Origin of the sequence: Brevibacillus laterosporus (assembly GCA_007833815.1) — a bacterium.
Taxonomy (GTDB): Bacteria; Bacillota; Bacilli; order Brevibacillales; family Brevibacillaceae; genus Brevibacillus_B; species Brevibacillus_B laterosporus_D.
The window spans coordinates 5,128,782-5,147,732 of sequence record CP033464.1; the positions used below are offsets into that span (position 1 = coordinate 5,128,782).

23 protein-coding genes and 1 pseudogene are annotated in these 18,951 nt (G+C 41.4%); 2 read left to right on the forward strand and 22 right to left on the reverse strand.

The window, feature by feature from the left end:
- Nucleotides 1–137: 137 nt before the first annotated feature.
- From EEL30_25280 to EEL30_25360, 17 genes and pseudogenes are all read right to left on the reverse strand, one after another.
- Nucleotides 138–758: an integrase gene (locus EEL30_25280; protein ID QDX95309.1), complete on the reverse strand. Its 621-nt coding sequence runs from the start codon at nucleotides 756–758 to the stop codon at nucleotides 138–140.
- A complete protein-coding gene (locus tag EEL30_25285) occupies nucleotides 751–1,050 on the reverse strand; it encodes a hypothetical protein (protein ID QDX95310.1) in 300 nt (99 codons plus the stop codon). Before EEL30_25285 ends, EEL30_25280 begins: the two co-directional genes overlap by 8 nt.
- Nucleotides 1,044–1,595: a hypothetical protein gene (locus EEL30_25290; protein QDX95311.1), complete on the reverse strand. Its 552-nt coding sequence runs from the start codon at nucleotides 1,593–1,595 to the stop codon at nucleotides 1,044–1,046. Before EEL30_25290 ends, EEL30_25285 begins: the two co-directional genes overlap by 7 nt.
- Nucleotides 1,592–2,407 carry a hypothetical protein gene (locus tag EEL30_25295; GenBank protein ID QDX95312.1) on the reverse strand — a complete coding sequence of 272 codons (816 nt, stop codon included), beginning with the start codon at nucleotides 2,405–2,407 and terminating at the stop codon, nucleotides 1,592–1,594. The genes EEL30_25290 and EEL30_25295 overlap by 4 nt, the downstream gene beginning before the upstream one ends.
- Entirely contained in the window at nucleotides 2,395–2,823 is a 429-nt protein-coding gene (locus tag EEL30_25300; GenBank protein QDX95313.1) for a DUF2634 domain-containing protein, read from the reverse strand. The genes EEL30_25295 and EEL30_25300 overlap by 13 nt, the downstream gene beginning before the upstream one ends.
- Nucleotides 2,824–3,078 (reverse strand): hypothetical protein, encoded by a 255-nt coding sequence (locus tag EEL30_25305; protein QDX95314.1) that lies wholly within the window; start codon nucleotides 3,076–3,078, stop codon nucleotides 2,824–2,826.
- Between the two features lie 3 nt (nucleotides 3,079–3,081).
- A complete protein-coding gene (locus EEL30_25310; GenBank protein QDX95315.1) occupies nucleotides 3,082–4,029 on the reverse strand; it encodes a hypothetical protein in 948 nt (315 codons plus the stop codon).
- A 12-nt stretch (nucleotides 4,030–4,041) separates the two neighbouring features.
- Nucleotides 4,042–4,656, reverse strand: a complete 615-nt coding sequence (locus EEL30_25315; GenBank protein QDX95316.1) for a hypothetical protein — start codon at nucleotides 4,654–4,656, stop codon at nucleotides 4,042–4,044.
- Nucleotides 4,653–7,283, reverse strand: coding sequence for a hypothetical protein (locus tag EEL30_25320; GenBank protein QDX95317.1), 2,631 nt, complete (start codon nucleotides 7,281–7,283; stop codon nucleotides 4,653–4,655). Before EEL30_25320 ends, EEL30_25315 begins: the two co-directional genes overlap by 4 nt.
- A gap of 213 nt (nucleotides 7,284–7,496) precedes the next feature.
- The gene (locus EEL30_25325; protein ID QDX95318.1) at nucleotides 7,497–7,877 is read right to left on the reverse strand and encodes a hypothetical protein; all 381 of its coding nucleotides are present in this window, start codon (nucleotides 7,875–7,877) and stop codon (nucleotides 7,497–7,499) included.
- Nucleotides 7,878–7,888: 11 nt separating this feature from the next.
- The gene (locus EEL30_25330) at nucleotides 7,889–8,341 is read right to left on the reverse strand and encodes a hypothetical protein (GenBank protein ID QDX95319.1); all 453 of its coding nucleotides are present in this window, start codon (nucleotides 8,339–8,341) and stop codon (nucleotides 7,889–7,891) included.
- Between the two features lie 2 nt (nucleotides 8,342–8,343).
- Entirely contained in the window at nucleotides 8,344–9,681 is a 1,338-nt protein-coding gene (locus tag EEL30_25335; GenBank protein QDX95320.1) for a phage tail protein, read from the reverse strand.
- Between the two features lie 2 nt (nucleotides 9,682–9,683).
- Complete coding sequence (locus tag EEL30_25340) at nucleotides 9,684–9,947, reverse strand: hypothetical protein (GenBank protein ID QDX95321.1); 264 nt, start codon at nucleotides 9,945–9,947, stop codon at nucleotides 9,684–9,686.
- Nucleotides 9,940–10,389, reverse strand: a complete 450-nt coding sequence (locus EEL30_25345) for a hypothetical protein (GenBank protein QDX95322.1) — start codon at nucleotides 10,387–10,389, stop codon at nucleotides 9,940–9,942. The genes EEL30_25340 and EEL30_25345 overlap by 8 nt, the downstream gene beginning before the upstream one ends.
- 1 nt (nucleotide 10,390) lies before the next feature.
- Nucleotides 10,391–10,597, reverse strand: coding sequence for a hypothetical protein (locus EEL30_25350; GenBank protein QDX95323.1), 207 nt, complete (start codon nucleotides 10,595–10,597; stop codon nucleotides 10,391–10,393).
- 55 nt (nucleotides 10,598–10,652) lie between these two features.
- Nucleotides 10,653–11,266, reverse strand: a pseudogene (locus tag EEL30_25355) (RNA polymerase subunit sigma-70).
- 381 nt (nucleotides 11,267–11,647) lie between these two features.
- Entirely contained in the window at nucleotides 11,648–11,848 is a 201-nt protein-coding gene (locus tag EEL30_25360; protein ID QDX95324.1) for a hypothetical protein, read from the reverse strand.
- 196 nt (nucleotides 11,849–12,044) lie between these two features.
- On the opposite strand from EEL30_25360, the gene EEL30_25365 reads away from it, so the two are divergent.
- Complete coding sequence (locus tag EEL30_25365; GenBank protein QDX95325.1) at nucleotides 12,045–12,401, forward strand: helix-turn-helix domain-containing protein; 357 nt, start codon at nucleotides 12,045–12,047, stop codon at nucleotides 12,399–12,401.
- A 360-nt stretch (nucleotides 12,402–12,761) separates the two neighbouring features.
- Here EEL30_25365 and EEL30_25370 read toward each other — a convergent pair whose 3' ends face one another.
- The 4 genes from EEL30_25370 to EEL30_25385 form a co-directional block, all read right to left on the reverse strand.
- Nucleotides 12,762–14,792, reverse strand: coding sequence for an ABC transporter permease (locus EEL30_25370; GenBank protein ID QDX95326.1), 2,031 nt, complete (start codon nucleotides 14,790–14,792; stop codon nucleotides 12,762–12,764).
- On the reverse strand, nucleotides 14,767–15,537 hold the full coding sequence (locus tag EEL30_25375) for an ABC transporter ATP-binding protein (GenBank protein QDX95327.1): 771 nt from the start codon (nucleotides 15,535–15,537) through the stop codon (nucleotides 14,767–14,769). The genes EEL30_25370 and EEL30_25375 overlap by 26 nt, the downstream gene beginning before the upstream one ends.
- Before the next feature lie 124 nt (nucleotides 15,538–15,661).
- Entirely contained in the window at nucleotides 15,662–16,699 is a 1,038-nt protein-coding gene (locus EEL30_25380; GenBank protein ID QDX95885.1) for a sensor histidine kinase, read from the reverse strand.
- Between the two features lie 56 nt (nucleotides 16,700–16,755).
- On the reverse strand, nucleotides 16,756–17,466 hold the full coding sequence (locus tag EEL30_25385; protein ID QDX95328.1) for a DNA-binding response regulator: 711 nt from the start codon (nucleotides 17,464–17,466) through the stop codon (nucleotides 16,756–16,758).
- A gap of 199 nt (nucleotides 17,467–17,665) precedes the next feature.
- Between EEL30_25385 and EEL30_25390 the strand changes: the two genes are divergently transcribed.
- Nucleotides 17,666–18,214 carry a cysteine hydrolase gene (locus EEL30_25390; protein ID QDX95329.1) on the forward strand — a complete coding sequence of 183 codons (549 nt, stop codon included), beginning with the start codon at nucleotides 17,666–17,668 and terminating at the stop codon, nucleotides 18,212–18,214.
- Nucleotides 18,215–18,438: 224 nt separating this feature from the next.
- Here EEL30_25390 and EEL30_25395 read toward each other — a convergent pair whose 3' ends face one another.
- The gene (locus EEL30_25395) at nucleotides 18,439–18,795 is read right to left on the reverse strand and encodes a (2Fe-2S) ferredoxin domain-containing protein (GenBank protein ID QDX95330.1); all 357 of its coding nucleotides are present in this window, start codon (nucleotides 18,793–18,795) and stop codon (nucleotides 18,439–18,441) included.
- Nucleotides 18,796–18,951 lie beyond the last annotated feature (156 nt).

The following is an 18,951-nucleotide window of genomic DNA, read 5'->3' on the forward strand; positions in this document are numbered from 1 at the left end:
GGTCTTGTAGGAATATCAATTTCTGTTCCGTTAAAAGATAGAGTACCTAACTCAACTAAGCCTAGGTAAATCACTGCCATTTTGCATTCATCCCCCTTAGAGTGTTATTCGAGGCTAATCTTGTAATTCATTCCCATTTATCCCAACGAAATCGTAATCGTGTGTGTATTCCAACCACCGATTTTCATTTTCTGCACAGTTGTATCACGATTCACCGTTGATCGTGCGATCATGGCTCCTTTTTTGTAGCTGTTGATCAGCTTAGAAAGGGTTATCTTCCCTGATCCAATGGCTGTGATAGTCTGATTTTCAAAAGCTGTATCGTCACAGATCGTAACTTCTTGTCCAACTGTGAAGCCTGTTGTGGAAGCAACAGAAATAGCCACAGCAGAAGCACTAGAGGATAGAGCTACTGTGGCATAGGTTTTTGTCTCATCCAATTGTAAAACAGGGTCTATCTGCCCGTCGTAAGTGTCTGCAAATCTCGCCTGTGCTCCGGATACTCCTCGACTATCAATGTCTAAATGTGCTTCAATACGGGAAATACGGCGACTCGCTTTTTCAATCAAAAAGTGAGCACGATAAATCCCATCTTCCATGTAATTCAATCGAATTTCATCTACAGGCGTACCTGCAATCTGTTCCCACGCAGGGATAATGGAAACTGTACCGTCTTCATTTTGATGAAAGTTGTATGTGTTGGGGCGATTAACAAGACGGTTGATGTGGAGCTGTTTTTCATACGCCAAATTATTCACCTGCCTTCCATTGTAGTTCGATTGGTATGCTAAGAGTTATTTCACGGTTAGGTTTCTCCATTTGCAAGCAATCTTCCCAAACTACCTGTCCGTTGACATCTTTTACAATACATTTCGTTACTATTCCTGTCATGGAGGCTGAGAGACGGATCAAAAAAGTAACTTTATCAACACTTTGTCGTATTTTCAATAAACTAACAGGAACGATTTTATCATCCAGTTCTACCTCTGCCGAATAAAAAGCAGATTCCAAGGCATTTGCCTGTCCCTCTAATAGATGGTCAGTTAGCATAAATCATTCTCTCCTCCGCTAAAAAAAGCACCACAATCCCTTTTTTGTGTTTCATAAAACTTTGTCAGACCTGATGTAAAGGTAATCCCTCCATGACTACTTGCAATGATTTTCTCTTTCAGAACATGAACAGGTCGTATTTTTTCAAAATCAACTGCTAGCTGCATCAGATTTATTGATCGATAACCTGAGAACTCAAATATGATTTCCTTATTAGTGAAATCCTCTGTAACTTTCTTTAGATCTCCTGCCATTCTGCCTAATACATATAATGTATCTAATGTAAAATTGGCTTTTGCTATATTCTTTTTACGTATCGCTTCTCGTCTTTCTTCTACTGTACCGTTTCGTTTGTCCCGAAAATATATCCAATCCCATATATCTAATCCAAAGATGGCATAGGGCAAAAGGTACTGATTTCCTAATTCTTCTATTTTATTTTTTTGAAACAAAATCTCTTCTCCTGTTGACACAAAATGGAGCCCTGCTACTTCGTTTTCATACCAATATGGCGGCAATTGCTGGCGATATCGAAAAGGAATCATAGCTCAACCACCAAATTAACACGCGGAACAGCCTTTATTGGTTTACTAAGATTTTCTGTTCCGTCATTTAAAGTATAGTTTGTATAATCCTTTACACCATCAACCCAAAATAGTGCACCTAATAAATGATACACAATGCTAGTACTCCCTTTTATATATTCTTGAATTCGATTTGTAATAAGTGAAGTTATCTCCGATCTCTTCGATACATCATCTAATTGAAGCTTTACCCTCACATTAAGGTTGAAAATTTCAGCAGGAAAACATTTCAAATCATGACCTGCAATACGTTTTGGCTCCAGTTGATTCTGTAAGAGAGAAGCAAATTCTAATGTAACAGGCTGACCCTTCAAATCAGTCAGATATAAATCAATCGATACATCGTGACGTTCGTGTTCAATAGCAACTGCGCCACCAACTCCCTCCATTTCTAAGGCCCATCTGATATAGTCCTCTGCGCGTCCATTTCCCTCCTCTGTTCTCTTTTTATGGAGAATGCGTTGTCGATAGACTTCCGTTTCCTCTCCCTCTTTGCGATCTACTCCTTCTGCATATCCATGAGCATCCAGAAACTCACCGTCACTCCAAACGACAAACGCCTGTAGGAGACTATATTGGGATAATTGTTGCTGCTCCGATATTTCTTTTGCTAACGGGTACCAAAAATCGTAAAAAATCTCCCCTTCTTCTGCAGTAGGAGGAGATTGTCCGTTTTCTTTTGCATATGCAATAGCACGATTGGCTATACGCTGATAAATATGGTCTGGACTTTCTTGAAGAATCGGCATTTGTGGTTTCTCTATCGTTTCCAAATATCTATCACCACCTTAGTATTTCCGCGTGTCCCTTCAATTTCTAGCCTTAGGGCAATCCGATTGTCTGTATACCTACTATCGGTGACCTCTGCGCGTTCAATCTCTGAATGAGCTTCCAACGCATCCTCCACATCGCGTTTGATTAAAGTCAAGGGCACATGCTTTGGCAGTTTTCCAATATGCTCAAAAAAGTCTACCCCCATTCGATCGCTGTAAATAGCATATTGGAAGCGCTTGGTATGCAGGATTTTTTTCGCAATCTCTTCCAAATACTCAGCATAATTGCTGGTCTTTACATGTCTACCATCTGTCCCTTTGACAAATTGATACGTAGACCAATCCAATTTATATGTCCAAGGGATTGGAGGAGTAGCATCTGTCATTTCCACAATACCTTCTAAAGTAGGAAACATTTATTTCACCTCACCCAGCACCAGATATTGTCCCGTAGAACAACGCATCAAGGCATAGGTCGCTCCCAGTTGAAGTGCCGTGAATAGCTCACTCTTAAAAAACACCAAATCATCTTCAACTTCTTTTAACGGTATGGGGTCCTGATCTAGCTTGATGACAACAGGAGCATAATTTTGTAGGGTACCAATTTCGATTTGGGTATCACTAATGCCACTTCTCGCTTGCGTAAACAATCTGTTAATTGCTTGTTGCATCCCCTATCCTCTCCATTCCAGTTGTAAATCCATCACAAACTCCCTATTTTTCCACCGCGTATTGCAGGAGGTCACAATCCAGCTACTTTGTTGACCATTCATCTCCAGAATTTTCACTAGCCAGCCTGCCCGCAATCTAGCAATGAGCGAGTTTGTATGACGAACGGTTATGGAACGTGTTCGTGGTATTTTAGCTAACGTAGCAAGCTGTTTGGACGCCAAAGAGGCGAGGTTCTTATCCTCACCTGCATCAATAATTTTTTGCATCCGTCCCACTTTTTTAATCAAATCACTATGTTCCTTAGTGATTCTGCCTGCCTCCCGATCTCCTTCATAACGTTCTACCGTTACTGCTGTGTACACTTCTTCCAAGCTTTCCCCTGTTGAGCTAGCCTCCAGCATTTTTGCTTGAAACACGGGAACATATGGATTGTTTCCCTCTGCCAGAACGATCAGCTTATCGCGCTCATGCTGGATAAAATAGCGAAGTCCTGTGCGTTCAAAGGCTCTCTCCGCAATATCGGTAAATAGCGAAGTATACGGCTGGGAAGAGAGCCGCTCCTTCAAGGTAAATCCAAAGGCTGGACATTGAAACGAAATGCCTGCCCCCTTCATGATCTTCTCCAGTTCTGTCCCTGCGTCTCCATTGAGATAGGGTCTTGAGCAATCATTTTTTTGTAAATACCATGAAAGCTCATATGCTGTACCGCTCACATCTTTCGTCTTTTCATCCCGATTCCACTCTACTAAGGGGCCATGAAAAAGCTGTTCACTTTCTTTTAACTCATTGGGAAACATCATGAGATAGCCGGCAGCAGCTAGTACAGGGGGATTGCGCAGTTGAATCTGACACACTTGGGCGACCTGTCCTCTGGAAGAAGACCAAGAGACATCCGTCACGGCAGGGGTGAGTTCAAGTCGGGTAGCATCTTTTCCGTAAATGACACGCATAGCCGCTCCCTCCTAGGCTTTGCCCTTAGGCTCCTCAATTTTCTTTTCAATACGGTTCTGCTGTTTAGCACGCAATTCTCTATCTTGAAGAATCATGTTTTGAGCTGGGGTGAGCAAATATGGGTTGGCTTGCTGTTTCTTTGCTGTTTTTCCAGTGGTGTTTGCGCGGGCCTTTTGTTGCTTAGCCATGATCATAGGGGGTTGGAGGAGTTCTTTGTTATTGGACCACTCTACGAACTCATCTTTGATAAAAATAGGTAATTCAATGGAACCGTAATAATCTACATTCATTCCTTTAAAAGTCCCATCTACAGGCCCAATCAATACATTCCAAGCTAAATTCAGTTCGTCAATCGTGAGCAAAACTTCTTTCCCTGAGATACGATCTAAGCCTGCTAACCATTCACGCGGTCCCTGATATCCTTCCACTTCAATTAAAGGCGACTCTAGATCACCTGGAAGCCAAAAATCAAAGGAGATTGATTTCGCTCGATGAGCAGATAGTCTGTTTTTGGTAACAAGCGAAATGCTCGTAGATGTTTCTGCATCGTTTCCGTAGCCTTTTATTTGCACCTCTGCTGGGGTTACGGGAAACGTCAGCCGATACTTTCCCTGCATACGAATCATGCTTTTCCACCTCTTGTCTCTAACGCATTGACGAAAGCAGTCTCGATGATACGCTTTACTTCATTCGTAACGGAAGGGTCTTTCAATAATCGAATCATGCCTACCACATCCTGAAGTACACCATCTGCATGTAGTGTGATGGGCATAGTTGAGACCGTTACTGATAGATTTTGAGCTGATTCCTTCTTATTTACCGCATTCGTAGCTACAGGTTTTACGGGCGGTGCTGGTGTTATAGCTAACGTATTTTGTGGTTTTCTTCTCATAGGTTTGATCTGACTAGCATCAAAATCAGTTGGAATCGGTGGCTGTGCGGGTGGCACTGGTGCAGGAGGTGGCACTGGTGCAGGAGGTGGCTGTGGCTTTTCCTTTCCCCATCCGAACCAATCAGGCAATTTATCCATTAGAAAATCTCCACCAACCGAACCTAAATACCCACCAACTACTCCACCAACCGCTGTACCCAATCCCGGTACAATTGAGCCAACTGTAGCGCCTATCATAGTACCGACTGCTTTCATTCCGGCACTTCCGCCTAGTTTTAATAGCTCCATCGGTTTGTTGTCTGACGTAGCTAGTGAAGCGAGACCCATTGCTTCTCCTACAAAAGGAATTTTTTTCAGCAGACCTTTACCAAAGGATTTAGCTCCACCCAAACCTTTACCGCCCAGATTCTTTAATCCATCCCACGTAGAACCACCGAAATTTTTTATCCCCTCAAAAGCTTTGCCGCCAATGTCCTTGAGTTTTCCAAAGCCGGTAGCTAGCTTGCCTTTTTTTGATGGAGCTGGAGTAGGGATGTTACCTTTTCGGTTAAGTGGTTTTGTTGATTTAGGTTGACTGTTTGGTTTATTAGGTTTTTTCTGATTGCTTGGGTTACTTGGATTGTTTCTATTTTGTTTGCTGGCTCCACCGCTGTTTTTGCCACCATTTTTGGATGGACCACGTTGCTTCTGACTCCGCTTACCTTTTCGTTTTCCTTTTGAGCCTTTCCGTTTTTTTCGTTGCTGGCCACCTGCGTCACTATCACCTGAACAACTACATTGGCAGATGACTTTTTTCTTGTCTTGTAATGTAACGTTGACCTTATTTTTGATGGTGATCTTTGGTTTCACATCGATTTTCTTTATTGTAATGTTTTTGGAATCACCTTGTTCGCCCTGTAGTGATTTTTTGGCCTTTTTTGCTAGAAAAGCTATGACTACTCCTTCTATTGCTAATCTAGCCATTTGTGGTAATTTATTAAAAGATTGGACGACATTCGCAATCCCATTACTTAAAATTTTAAAACCTGGTGCTAAATCTTTTGCAACTGTGGCTGCCAACTCTGTCATCGCTAATCGTACTTCGTTTTGTGCCTGCATATATTCAAACCATGGATTCTGATCTTTTGCTGCCTGATATGATTTCTCCGCTTCATCATCAGCCACTTTATTAACTACTAAACCGGCGGAAATGTTTCCCGCACTCTCTATAAGAGGCTCCAGATATTGTAATAATTCTTTACCAGAGCCTGAACCGACCTCATTTAGCATCTCTTGACGCACATTATCATCTTTTATAGATGCCACATTCATAAAGATACGTCCCATAGCCATCTGATTATCGCTTTTGTTATCTGAGTGCAATAATTGAGTTACTTCTTTGGACTCAATCGTAGCTAATCTTTTTGCTTCTTCAGGACTTTTTCCATCAGCTTCATAGCCCCGCTGTAAGACCTTGCTCATCTCACCTTGAGTAGACATTTTCAAAGCTAGATCCTTCAAAGCTTCCAAAGGTAGCCCATTTGATGGTATTCCCATGTTGCCTATTTCGCCGACTAGCATAGCCATTTTTTCAGGCGTATCCATTAATAAGCCTAATTGTGATGTGTTTTTAATCATTGATGAAACAAAATCATCGCTAAAATCCTTCATATTGGTACTCATGTATTGAAGAGAATTAGCGAGGCGCTCGGGATCATTAACTCCTGTGCTGTCGCGTAGTAGGGCCATCATTTTTAAGCTCTGATCAGAAGTGAAACCTGTGCTCATGCTTAATTTAGCAGCAAATTCCGCATATTCAGCCTTATTGGTTGGATTTACCTCATCGCTCCGATTATAGATCGCTGTAGCTTCTGCTTTCATCATTTCAGGGTTAATCTGTGTCATTCTTCCTACACTGCGGTCCAACTCTTGACCCTCTAGTTCAGTCTTACCCCTAGCCATAAACAGCCCACGTTCTTTGGCTGCAGCCTGAGAATCAGGTATTGCGTCATTATAAGAGTTAATTAAATAATCACCCATAGGGTCCATGACGCTTGCCTTACTGCCACCACTACTGCCTCCTCCGCTTATTACAAGAGACTGGCTTATTTGACTGCGCATCTGCGAAATCTTTTGCGTCGCCTGATCATCAATGGTCACTCGGAGCTTGGCTTGCACAGAAGTCCCCAAGCGTTTTAATTGGGAATGCAACTCTTTGATGCGACGCTCCATCTTATCGGTTTCCCGTAAGAAATCGCGTCCCATTTGCCCCCATGCTACCTGTAAAGAGACCGCATCGCGTTTCCACTCCATCATGCCTTGTCTTACCTTATACATCTCTTTCTGGACGGAAAGTAGCTCTACGACCATATCGTTGTTCATTTCCACTCACCTCCGTTCATACTACATCTTGCCTTATTAAAAAAAACGGCGGAGGATATCACTCCTCCTCCGCCTCTAATTCAATGATCTGACATGCGATAACAAATAACTTTTGCTTATAGCGATCCACGTCATACTCGACAATTTCCGCCGGGAGACCTCTTCCATGTAGATAAGCCTTTGCGAGATGCCAGGCCTCCGCGTCGGATTGAATTAGTTTTTTGCTTCTTCAATCGCTTCCTCTTCCGTTTGACCCTGATTTGCTTTGCGAACCGTCTCTAAGAGTAGTGCATACGCATCTGGGTTTCGATCAAATAGTTTGCCTGGAAGCTCAAATTTGTCACCTATTTTGAACGCTTTCTTTAGCTCTGGATCATTCCAGTTAAAGTCGTGTTCGGTTGCCTTCACGATGCGAGCATCATTATAGCGGTACCAGTCGAATTTATCGCCTTTATCCGCCTCCCGCTCGCAAATTCGGCTTTCCATTAAGGTAAGCTGACGTACCTTCCATACCTCGCCATCAATATTGACTTCTACCTCATGACGTGGCGTCGTTTCACTTGCTTGTGCTAAGAATTTTTCTAATTTACCCACTCAAAGCCCCCCTATTCCTCTGTATATTCCGGTAATTTATCAAGGTAATCAGGCTTCTTGTTACTGCGCCCCTTAATTTCATAAGCCGCATGATCATTGCCGTCCGCCTTCGCTTCCCATAACGTAATTTCTTCTGGGTTTAAATAGATATCAGTTAAACGAACACGCTCTGTATTTCCGTTTTCTTTGTCGATCATCTCGCCTAAAAGCTGTGGAATAACAGGAGTTCTGCCCTCTGTAATTTGATCCACGCAAAAATATTTGAGCAAGGCGTTAACAGATGATACCTTTAAAGTAACCTCTACGTGCCAAGAGTCAATCGTTTGTACGGAGCCCTTTTGTAGACGTTTTACATCTCCATACTCTGTTTTTAGGACAGCTTTTCCTTCCAATGTACCGTAGATTGGATCACCGTTTTCATCATATACCTGACAATTTTTTAATTTAATATCGCTTTGACGCATGCTTACAGCACCTCCCATTCAATATCGAAAATCTCAATAGCATCAAGTGGTTTGGCCGCTAAACGGAAACCACGTTTGTCACCAATCCCATTTTTCTTATCTTCAAAAATCCATCCTTGGTCAATAGCTCCTTGAGCTTCACGCACTTCGAGATAAGTCTTTACCGCACCAACGAACGTCGCACCACCAATATCGTTGTTATCCAATTTACCTTTATACTTTTTGCCTACAGAAGTAATGTCATTAACAATCTGATCCAGCGTCATGGAGACACGAATTTTACCAAAATCCTCTCGTTCTGCTGCTTTCAGCGTTGTTAAGGTATTGACCGCACTTTCGATCAAGTACACGTCACCATCACGCACTGCAATCAATGTGCCAGAGTTAAGTGCTGCCTGAATATCAGTATGCCCCCAGTCTTTTTCCGCTTTTTTCAACGGAACCAGCTGTGCACTCAGAGAAATGTGCGCAGGGGTAGCAGCGATCATTCCAGCAAGCCATGCTGCCCATTCTAGGCTTCCATAAGTCTTACCGTTCACATGTTGACCTGCAATAGCGCAGTTCACAACACGGCGAGAATTGTTAGCAACAGAACGCTGTACATGCTCGTTCATGTTGTTATCTTTATCTTTCAAACCTCCGATTACTAGCGTGCTACGTTTTTTGCTAAAAAGTTCGCGGTCGGACATGAATTGTTTTGCTGCTGCTTGGATTGCAACATCAGCTGATGGCAAATACATTGCGTCAAAATCTGTACCAGAGATGGAGTTAAATAAGGTAGTAAAGTCATTAGCTGTTAGCGAAGTAATACCACTTGTTCCACCTTCGAGTGAAATCATCATTGTCTCTTCTGCTACTTTGTCACCCAACTTTTTCACTTTGATATAAATAGATTGCTCTGCTTTTGTCACGAGCTCGTCCACGTTAGCAAAAGAGAATTTTTCTGTTTTTATCGGACCTTTGACTTGTAATTCCTTTTTACCTAATTCAACTGTGGATTCTTTGATAGAGATTTGTAGATCGTTACCAACTAATCCTGGATAACGAGCTTCTAAGGTAAAGGAATCAGATTGCGTATAGCTGGCTGCAACGCCATTTCCGCTCGTCATACGATAACCAAGTACGGTAGCACCGCCTTCTGCTGCTAGCTCCAAGATTCCGATATGTCCAAAGGTTTCTGCTACGCGCTCTTCATAGCCTTTCATGGTGATGACTTGATCAGGAGCTCCCCATTCAGCTAGATATGGTACAAGTACCACACCGCTTTTTGGTAATACCCGTTCTTGCGCTTTTGCCTTTAATTCTACGTTTACACCTGGTCGTTCACGTTGGATTGTCATACTTACTTGCCTCCTCGAAATGTAGATACGTATTGACGTACTTGTTGTTCATTCATTACTTGATGGTTAGCAAATGCATGTAGCGCCCCTGCTACTTCAAAGCGCTCGGCTTGCAAGAGCGGTGCGCTCTCAATCCATTCCTGACGAGTTCGCTTGTTTTCCTGAGCAGTAGTGTTGAGATTTAGCGCTTCAGCTTCAACACTTTGCTTTTTAGATTCAGCTTTTTTCGTCGTCTCTTCACTTGTTTGTCCTTTTAATTTAGCCATGCTCATCCTCCTTCACCTCGAAGGTGTTAATTTTTTCTACCCGCTCTCTTGGTACAGGCATGAGGTATTCGTAGCGAAACGTAATCTCAGCCCGTTCCTTTTTCTCTGTATTTACATTGAATGTGCCCGGGTCGATATCAAGTAAGAGATTGTTTTTACCACGGTAACTAAAACGTTGCTTTCTTAACAATTCACGAAGAACAGTTGTAGAAAGCGGAACCTGTATGTCTTGTTCCAAAGGATAATGCAACATGATGGTCGCTTCGCAAATCACTTTGTAACTGGTCAAGCTGTTTCCCTTTTCCGTTACAGTCTGAGTCATGACAAAAGCGGAAGGTAGTTGGAACGTCCCCTTCATCCACTCTCCTAATTGGGAGATAATCGCTACATCGGGGTATGCCTCTTCTACCAAATCAATTAGTGTGGACAAATCTCTGTCCATCTTAGCTTTGCACCTCCTTGCGCTGTTTTGACGAAGCTTTATCAATTTTTGGAGGAGGTCTTCCCTCAAATGTTTTTGCCTGTCTCCTTGTCTGATAAGCTTTTTTGTCTGTTGATTGTGTTTCTGTTGACGGCTTGTTTGTAGACTGCTTACCTTTGTTAGCCAATTGTACTCTGACGACTCCTAGTAATCTTGGATGCAGGATCATTCTGGTGTGTACCTCCTTGCTCACCGGTTCATGCCTCGCCAAATGGTCCTTACACTTATAGGTGGCTTCTGCCCCACACAAACAAACGTTCGCTATCAAGGGGTTTAACGCCCCCTTTCTCAAAAAGAAAACAGCCATCACAAGGATAGCTGTTAGATTCTTGGCAAATTCAATTTTTTGTTGGGCCCGGGAAAGCAAGGTGGATACATTCCCTCTAGATAAAAATAACATTTCAGCAACCTTGTCGTGGGTAAAGCCTCCTCCATGCACCATGAGATAACATTCTCTTTCTTTTTCCGTTACAAACTGAAGATAAAAATCAATCATCTCCCGTTCAGCATCACTTACGCCGACTCGGCATCCTCCTGTACCCGGTGTCACATAGCTCTGCATTTTAAAAGGATCTAATAAAATTTCGCGCTGTTCCTTAGATCGTCTCTCAATACCACGTTGATTATCAGGCTGTCTTCGTGTTTCAAGCCATTCGATCGCATATTCCACATCGCGAATACTTGCAGCTAGACTACTGCGCAATGCTTCTTGATTGGAATGATGTGCATGATCAGAACTAGCACCTTGATCCGAACTCACAACTTGGGCTAACATACTCTTTAGTTGTTTTTTGGTTCCTTTATAGGAAGTAATTAGTTTTTTCATGTTCGTTGTCATACTTTTATCCCCCTTGTTTTAATCAGTCACTTTTTCAGTGCTCATATGTTTATCTGCTTTGTTCGTAGCAGGCTCATCGTCTGTTCGCTGCTCTATCTTTCAAAAACTGAATACTTGTGGTATCTCCCATCAAGCGTCTCCACTCATATTCTGAGATCTCTCTAGGTTTTTTCTGTCTTGGAGTTGTTTTACTAGCTTGATGTTGCCTTCTCTGTTTTTGATTGCGGTTGCTCATGTTCTCCCTCCTTTTCATTTCATTGAATGTCGATATAGGTTTTATAGATTTTTTCCTAACAAAAAAGAAGGACGCCAGACACTCCCACTCGTAGTGGAAATATCCAGCGCCCTCCCGCATCTCGGTATCAGGCCAATATGTAGTTGTTAAAATAATTCATTTTCTTGGAATGCTATTTTAGCTATCTTGCCTTGGCTAGATTTGACGATAGTCTCACCGTGATGAACCAGGGACACTATTTTAACTTTCCCTTGAACAGGGTCAATGAGAACCATACTAGCTTCCCTACCGACCGGAATTGTTACCTGTTTCATATCCAGTGTTAGTTTCATCTCTGTAGACCGCATTCTCATCTTCCCCCTCTGGAACTTGCTGAATCAGCTATTTCAAGCGAAAAATTTGAGCATTAATCAACTTTCAATTTAATGATAGTTGATTAAAACTCAAAAGTCAATCAAAACTTGCTAATACCTCAACTAAATAGATATAATGGGAGTAAACAGGCTAGGTATTGATCATAAGTTAGACAAGGCGGTGATAGGAATGACTCTCGGAGAACGATTAAAGGAAAAACGAAAAGAATATAAATGGACCCAAAAAGAGATTGCAGACAAATTAGGCATCGATAACACCACTGTCTCAAAATGGGAATCAAATACCTATGAACCTGATGCTACCTCTCTCAAAGAATTAGCTGAAATATATCAAACATCTACCGATTACTTGCTCAACAAACAGCAAAAGGAAGAAAATAATTACTCCTTGGATGATAGCGATCAAGCTACGGGACTTGCCTTTATCACAGGGGGCGACTCTTTAACAGAAGAAGAAGCGGAGTACTTGAAGGAAAGTTTAGAGCTTTTTCGAAGAATGAAAGAAAAACGGGCAAAGTCTAGGTGATTTGATATACCATGCTAGCCCGCTATGCTGAAATTTGATTGGACATTTTTAAGAGATATGATCTTCTCTAGAAAGGTTACGTACTTCCTAGAAACAGAGTTCCTGATAAAATAGCTCCTCCGTAAATTATCTTTACTAGAACGAGTTTCTAGAACGCTACACTTTTTTAGAACGAGTTTGATCAAAGGATTCTATAAAATAAATTTTGGGAAAGGAACTTTAGCAAAATTTTTCCCGTTCATATAAAAAAGGCATAAGGAATCTTTCATCCCTATGCCCTATAACTAATACCTCAATTCTATACCTCAAATCTGATGTTCAATCCTACTCTTTTGTTATTTAACCCTCAAATGGCTTTCTTTAGACAATTCCCCTGTAAAGCAATTTGAGATACCGCCAGCGAATCAGCCAGAAATACAAGAACTGGGTGACCACAAAACATCCGAGAACAATCACAGAACTTGCCATGACTGAATATGGGAGCAATTGTTGAAGAGCGGTAAATGCTACTCCACTGTGAACAATCGCTATCACGATAGGTAAAAAGAACATAATAAGCAACTGTCTTGTTACGGTTTTTCTTAATTCTTTACCAGTAAGGCCTAGCTTCCCAATCAGTTGGTATTGGGCATGCTCCCTGTCCAAATCTGTATATAATCTGAAATAAAGAAAGCTAGAAGCGAATGTGAAGAACACAAAACCAATCATTACACTTGATATAAGTAGTAATCCATTCTCTTGCTTAGCTTCTTTCCACTCCAAACTTAAAGCATAAAAATGATACGGTGATTCATAGTGCTGCAATCTTTCATTCAATTGATTTGATACATGTAGGGTGTTTACCCAATCTTCTACCACAAAGGCATTGATTCTCATAGGTAGCTGTACTGTCTCCGATTCAGATGATTCTTGCAAATCTTGAGATGAAGCTTGTTCAGAATTGCTAGGATGTTCTCCATTCTTTTGTGACTCTGATGAACCTTTGGACGCGTCTACACTAGCTTCCAAATGACTAGCAAGAATTCTTTCGTACGTCTGATCCGTTACTGCCACAAAGTAATCATCGCCAAAATTTTGTGGCATAACCATATGATCAACCGCTTTTTTCATAGACAAATCAAGATTCAAGGTGCCATTTGTAAGATGGAGTTGTTGATCAAACTTCTGTTTATTGATCCCCCGTTCTTGAGCAAATCTTCCTGGGATCAGCAAAAATTCCCCTTCTTTTAATGTTTCTGTAGGATACTCAAGAGCTTGTGCCAGTTGATTATAATTTGTTACGGACATGACCAAGTTGTTATCTGTCCAGATTATCTCAGCAAAAGCATGATGATAAGAGAATCCTGCGTTAGTCAACTCTCTTTCAATTAGGGAAACATGCTCCTGTTCCTGTGGATTTTTCGTATAAGAAATATAGGTAAATGCATATGGATTTTTAATTTTAGCCAATCCTTGATTTCCCATAGCTGCACAGGTTCCTATGGCTACAAAGGCTACTGCTGAGACAACCGCTACCATAAAAAACATGTTTGCATTGTCTCGCATGCGGTACACCAATTCTGCCATAGTCAGGATGTTCGTTCTTTTAAAAAAGAGCCTTTCTCTCTTCTGTAAAAAACGAATGATGAATACGCTACACTGGGTGAAGAAAAAGTAGGTTCCAACGACAACAAGCCCCACCCCACTAAATAATATAGAAAACAGATGGTTACCTATCGCAAAATAGAAGACACACAGATAGCCTGTCCCAATCAAGACAACTGCAAGGATTGATAACCAAATAGAAGCTTTAGGCTCCGGCTTCGGCTTTTCACCCGTTTGCATTAGTTCGATCAGCTTATTCACTTTCATTGTTCTGGAGGTGAAGAAAGAGATAGCCAAAAACAAGACAAAAAAGGCGCCTAGAGTAATTCCGATTGCTTTATAGGGCAAATAAAATGGCAGACCTTTATTTATAGCTAGCATATCTGCACTAATCAGTAAGACAAGCTTGGCAAATACCAGACCAACCAATATTCCCAATGCCATAGAAAGTACACCAATAATCATATTCTCTAAAAACACTAGCTTGTTTAATTGCTTGTTTGTCATTCCATGGATGAGCAAAATGCCAAATTCTTTTTTCCGTGTTTGCAAAAAAGCACTAACGGAATACAAGACAAAGAAAAAAGAGAAGATAAAGATGAAGTATGGAGGCAATTTCATCGCCATTTTTCCAAGCGAATTCATTGTCACGCTCCAGCCTGTTAGATCTCCTTGCAGATCAGGATGAAAAGAGATCAGAGCATACGTGAAAAACATCATAACGGAGAAGGCACAGCTCAAAAAATGAGCAGCATAAGCTCGCTTGTTTCGCATCACGTTATTACGAGCGTACTGTTGAAAAGTCATGCGCCTCTCCCCCCAATAACGACAACACATTCATGATTTTCTGGTAGAATGCCTGACGGTTGTCCCCACGATATACTTCATTAAAAAGCTTGCCATCTTTAATGAAAACGACTCGATTGCAATAACTAGCAGCTAAAGCATCATGCGTAACAAGCATCATGGTCGTTTGATCGTTCTTGTTGTATGTAGACAACAGTTGCATGACATCTCTAGCTGCCTTTGAGTCTAAGTTCCCTGTCGGCTCATCAGCTAGCAGTAATTTCGGTTGATGAATCATGGCCCTCGCAATCGCTGTACGTTGTGCTTGTCCACCTGAAATCTCATACGTACGTTTATTCAAAATCGGGGTAATACCTAATTTGTCAGCAATAGCGGCAACTTTATGATTCATCGTATCCAAGCTAGTGCCATCAAGCGTTAACGGTAGTAAAATATTCTCTTTTACTGTCAATGTGTTCAAGAGGTTAAAGGATTGAAAAACAAATCCCAGCTCCCGTCTACGAAATAGCGCCAATTGATCTGGCGAGAGAAGGTGTGGGTTTTGATTATTAATCAAAACTTCCCCTGATGTGGGTGAATCAATCGTAGACACCATGTTAAGTAGGGTAGTTTTTCCACTCCCCGACGGGCCCATGATCCCAACGAACTCCCCCTCTTGAATGGTCAAATCAATATTGGACAATGCTTCATAGGAAATCTTTCCTTGATAGATTTTGCTCAGTGCACGAGCCTTTACAATATCCATGTGCACGCTCCCCTTTCCATTTCATTCTGTTACCCAGTGTAATCAACTGGGGGAGATGTTCATATAAAACATTCTTTCATTTTCCTTACATGTTTGTAAGATTTCACGTAAGTCCATACCTAATCTAAGGGCGACGAGACGCGTACGGAAAAATAACCCGCACAATCGTTCCCCTCCCCTCTTCTGACTGTATTTCTACCGCATGATTCAATTTATCTGCTACTTCCTTGACTAAATAAAGACCCATTCCTGTTGACTCCTTGAACTCTCTCCCATTATCTCCCGTAAAAAAGGAACGGAACACACGTGGAAGATCAGCAGAGGGAATGCCTACCCCTCTATCCTGTACTGCCAAAACAACGGCCTCACCCTGTGCATAGGCAGAAATCGTCACCTTTTCTCGCGTGCCTGCTGAGTATTTAATCGCATTCGTTAACAACTGATCTAGCATAAAGACAAGCCATTTCGCATCTGTTTCCACGGTTAATGTAGCTTCTATTTTTACGTCGGGATAGACATAATTTCTGATGAAAAAACCCTTGTTATCGTGAACAACCTTATTTACAATTGGCAAAAGTTGTACGCGATCCACGCTAAAATCCTGTTCAAACGTATCCAGTCTTGAAATGTATAATGCCATTTCCAACCCTTTGCGTAGCTTATCCGTCTCTTCAGAAATACTTTCAAACCGCTCGTCATCTTCCTTTTGCGTAATTAATTCAATGACAGATAAAGGAGTTTTCATTTGATGTACCCACTGATTCATAAAGGTAATGTGACCTTGATGCTGTCGTTCCCAGTTCTTTATCTGTTCTTGATACCGTCTATATTGGGCCTCCAATAAGGTTTCTAAGGCTTCCGGGAGCGGTGCATGGTTGTATTCTGACATAAACTCATGCATCGTTTCGAGTGGTTGAGATAGACGCAGATAAAAAGAACGGTGGCTCACATATCGGTACGTAAGATACATCATTAAAAAAAAGGTTCCTAAAAAAATAGCATATAAAGCCGTCAGAACATGGTCATAGCCATCAAACCAAAAGACAAGCAAAAGAAGGAACATTAAGATATAAGAGTACACAATAAGCGGAACATGCTCACGTAAGAATAGCCGTACATGTTGTTTGTATATAGGTGAACATGAAAGGGAGGGCGTGTTCATATCTGCTCGCACCTCGTTTTCCCCTAGTGGATTCTCTTGTTGTTTTCCCTGTTCCTTCACCTTCTATCACCTCCATTGTTCCACGTGACCTGTAAGCGATATCCTGCCCCCCGGACCGTCTCAATTACATCTTCAATCCCTAACTCAGCCAGTTTTTTTCGCAAACGAGTGATATTCACGCTCAACGTATTATCATCTACATATGCCTGATCATCCCATAGTTTGTCTAAGAGCTTAGTCCGGCTGGATACACGAGGAAAGGCGTTAAGCAAAGCCTCCAGCAAGATCGCTTCCTTTTTGGTTAACAAAATCCCCTCTTCTTTCAACCTTACTTCTAATCTTTCTGGATAAAGTCTCAGACCTGTCTGCTCGATCATTCGTTCCTCCATCTTGGGTGCATAATCACCATAGGCTCTGCGTAAATGACTACGAATTTTAGCCATAACCAGCTCATAATGAAAGGGTTTGGTAATATAATCGTCCGCACCGTACTCAAGTGCCATCACCTGATCCATCTCTGTACTCCGAGCCGATATAAACAAGATCGGGCACGTCGAAAGCGTTCGAAGCTGTCGACACCAGTAATAGCCGTCAAAGCTAGGCAAATTAATATCTAGCAACACAAGATCTGGATTCCATTCCGTAAAATTATCGATAATGTGATCAAAATTTCTAACCACAACTCCTTGATATTTATACCTCTCTATATGCGCTCGCAACATTTCCGCAATTTTAGGATCATCTTCAATAATCATGATAGTAGTCATAAGCTTTCCTCCTTTATCTTTGTAAAAGAAAAGCTCTGCGTATCTTTCCTTTACACTCTTCTTCATCTTTTGACGAAAAAGGTCCCTTTTCCGTCACTATCTCAATGTTTTACCCTTTTTGTTGTATTATTTGTATTTCACCACTTTTATTTGTTGTATACTTATAAGTAAGCCTAAATAAGGAAGGATGATCACCTATATGACCGATAAAACAGCACTGGTTATTGTAGACACCCAGAGCATCATTACTTATCATTCTTATCATGGGGAAGAAATAGTTGGCAAAATCAGTTCATTACAAGCAAAAGCTCGTGAGCTCAACATTCCTGTCCTGTTTGTTCAGCATATTGGTCCAGCTGGCACTCCTTTTGAAGAAGGAGCGCATATGACTGAAATTCATCCTAACGTTGCACCTCTTGAAGGTGAGACGGTTATCAAAAAGACGGCATGCGATTCTTTCTATGAAACGCCTTTACATGAAGAACTTACAAATCTGGGCATTACGCATCTCATTATCGTTGGCTTTCAAACTCAATTTTGCATAGATACAGCTTGCCGTAGCGCTGTCTCGCGTGGCTATGATGTTACGCTAGTGAGCGATTGCCATTCAACGGCGAATACGCCTACCTTGGATGCCATCTCTATCATTGACCACCATAACGAAACATTGAATGGACTAGGTACCCTACACAACCAAATCAATGTAAAAGATTCAAGTGAGATTTTCACCTCTGAACCAGCTCTCTAATTTGATATATCAGTGCTACTATTCATCATAAAAAACTTGGCTTTGCCAAATCTCTGGCAAAGACCATGCGATAGTTGCGTTTCCCTTAGATAGTAATTTGTTACAATTTTTATTAGTCAAACAAAAAACAGACTTCCCTTAATCAGGAAGCCTGTTTTTTCATTATGTGTATGGTAGGAAATGAATGGTTTCACTATAACCGAGATACCGAGAGTGGTTATCACTTATTTTTTTACGCCAAGCGCTACCTTTTCATTTCGTACAAATCCATCACCGCGATACCGATGGCTAATTTTATCCTGATAATACTGTCCCTGAACAAGTTTTCCTACAATTTCTCCCGCATCCTCAGGCTGAACATTCTGATACCAAATTCCATCTGGATATACCACCACGACACAGGCATCCTCGCAACGTCCATTACACTTCGTACGCGTTGTATGAATTTGTTCATCTGCTTGTAGCCGCGCTATCTCTTGACGAATCGCCACGGTGACTTCTTCGCCACCTTTTTGCATGCAGCTACCTCCATTGCAAAGCAAAATATGATGCTTTGTTTTCGATAAATCCCATGTTGCCATAACCTTCCCCCTTTTAGTTTCCCCTTATTGTACCAGCATTCCACTGAAAATGATTCTTTAGATTCAACATTAAAATTCCAAATTCTTTTTCTTGATAGTAATAATGCGCTGACAGAATCTAACATAAAAAATTTAAAAAATAAATTTACAAATTTT

Coding starts and splice junctions, on each gene's coding strand:
- EEL30_25360 (QDX95324.1), bottom strand. CDS start 11,848: ATGCGGTCTACAGAGATGAAACTAACACTGGATATGAAACAGGTAACA.
- EEL30_25365 (QDX95325.1), top strand. CDS start 12,045: ATGACTCTCGGAGAACGATTAAAGGAAAAACGAAAAGAATATAAATGG.
- EEL30_25390 (QDX95329.1), top strand. CDS start 17,666: ATGACCGATAAAACAGCACTGGTTATTGTAGACACCCAGAGCATCATT.
- EEL30_25320 (QDX95317.1), bottom strand. CDS start 7,283: ATGAACAACGATATGGTCGTAGAGCTACTTTCCGTCCAGAAAGAGATG.
- EEL30_25315 (QDX95316.1), bottom strand. CDS start 4,656: ATGATTCGTATGCAGGGAAAGTATCGGCTGACGTTTCCCGTAACCCCA.
- EEL30_25305 (QDX95314.1), bottom strand. CDS start 3,078: ATGCAACAAGCAATTAACAGATTGTTTACGCAAGCGAGAAGTGGCATT.
- EEL30_25385 (QDX95328.1), bottom strand. CDS start 17,466: ATGACTACTATCATGATTATTGAAGATGATCCTAAAATTGCGGAAATG.
- EEL30_25370 (QDX95326.1), bottom strand. CDS start 14,792: ATGACTTTTCAACAGTACGCTCGTAATAACGTGATGCGAAACAAGCGA.
- EEL30_25395 (QDX95330.1), bottom strand. CDS start 18,795: ATGGCAACATGGGATTTATCGAAAACAAAGCATCATATTTTGCTTTGC.
- EEL30_25350 (QDX95323.1), bottom strand. CDS start 10,597: ATGATCCTGCATCCAAGATTACTAGGAGTCGTCAGAGTACAATTGGCT.
- EEL30_25380 (QDX95885.1), bottom strand. CDS start 16,699: ATGAACACGCCCTCCCTTTCATGTTCACCTATATACAAACAACATGTA.
- EEL30_25345 (QDX95322.1), bottom strand. CDS start 10,389: ATGGACAGAGATTTGTCCACACTAATTGATTTGGTAGAAGAGGCATAC.
- EEL30_25375 (QDX95327.1), bottom strand. CDS start 15,537: ATGGATATTGTAAAGGCTCGTGCACTGAGCAAAATCTATCAAGGAAAG.
- EEL30_25330 (QDX95319.1), bottom strand. CDS start 8,341: ATGCGTCAAAGCGATATTAAATTAAAAAATTGTCAGGTATATGATGAA.
- EEL30_25310 (QDX95315.1), bottom strand. CDS start 4,029: ATGCGTGTCATTTACGGAAAAGATGCTACCCGACTTGAACTCACCCCT.
- EEL30_25340 (QDX95321.1), bottom strand. CDS start 9,947: ATGGCTAAATTAAAAGGACAAACAAGTGAAGAGACGACGAAAAAAGCT.
- EEL30_25335 (QDX95320.1), bottom strand. CDS start 9,681: ATGACAATCCAACGTGAACGACCAGGTGTAAACGTAGAATTAAAGGCA.
- EEL30_25290 (QDX95311.1), bottom strand. CDS start 1,595: ATGATTCCTTTTCGATATCGCCAGCAATTGCCGCCATATTGGTATGAA.
- EEL30_25285 (QDX95310.1), bottom strand. CDS start 1,050: ATGCTAACTGACCATCTATTAGAGGGACAGGCAAATGCCTTGGAATCT.
- EEL30_25300 (QDX95313.1), bottom strand. CDS start 2,823: ATGTTTCCTACTTTAGAAGGTATTGTGGAAATGACAGATGCTACTCCT.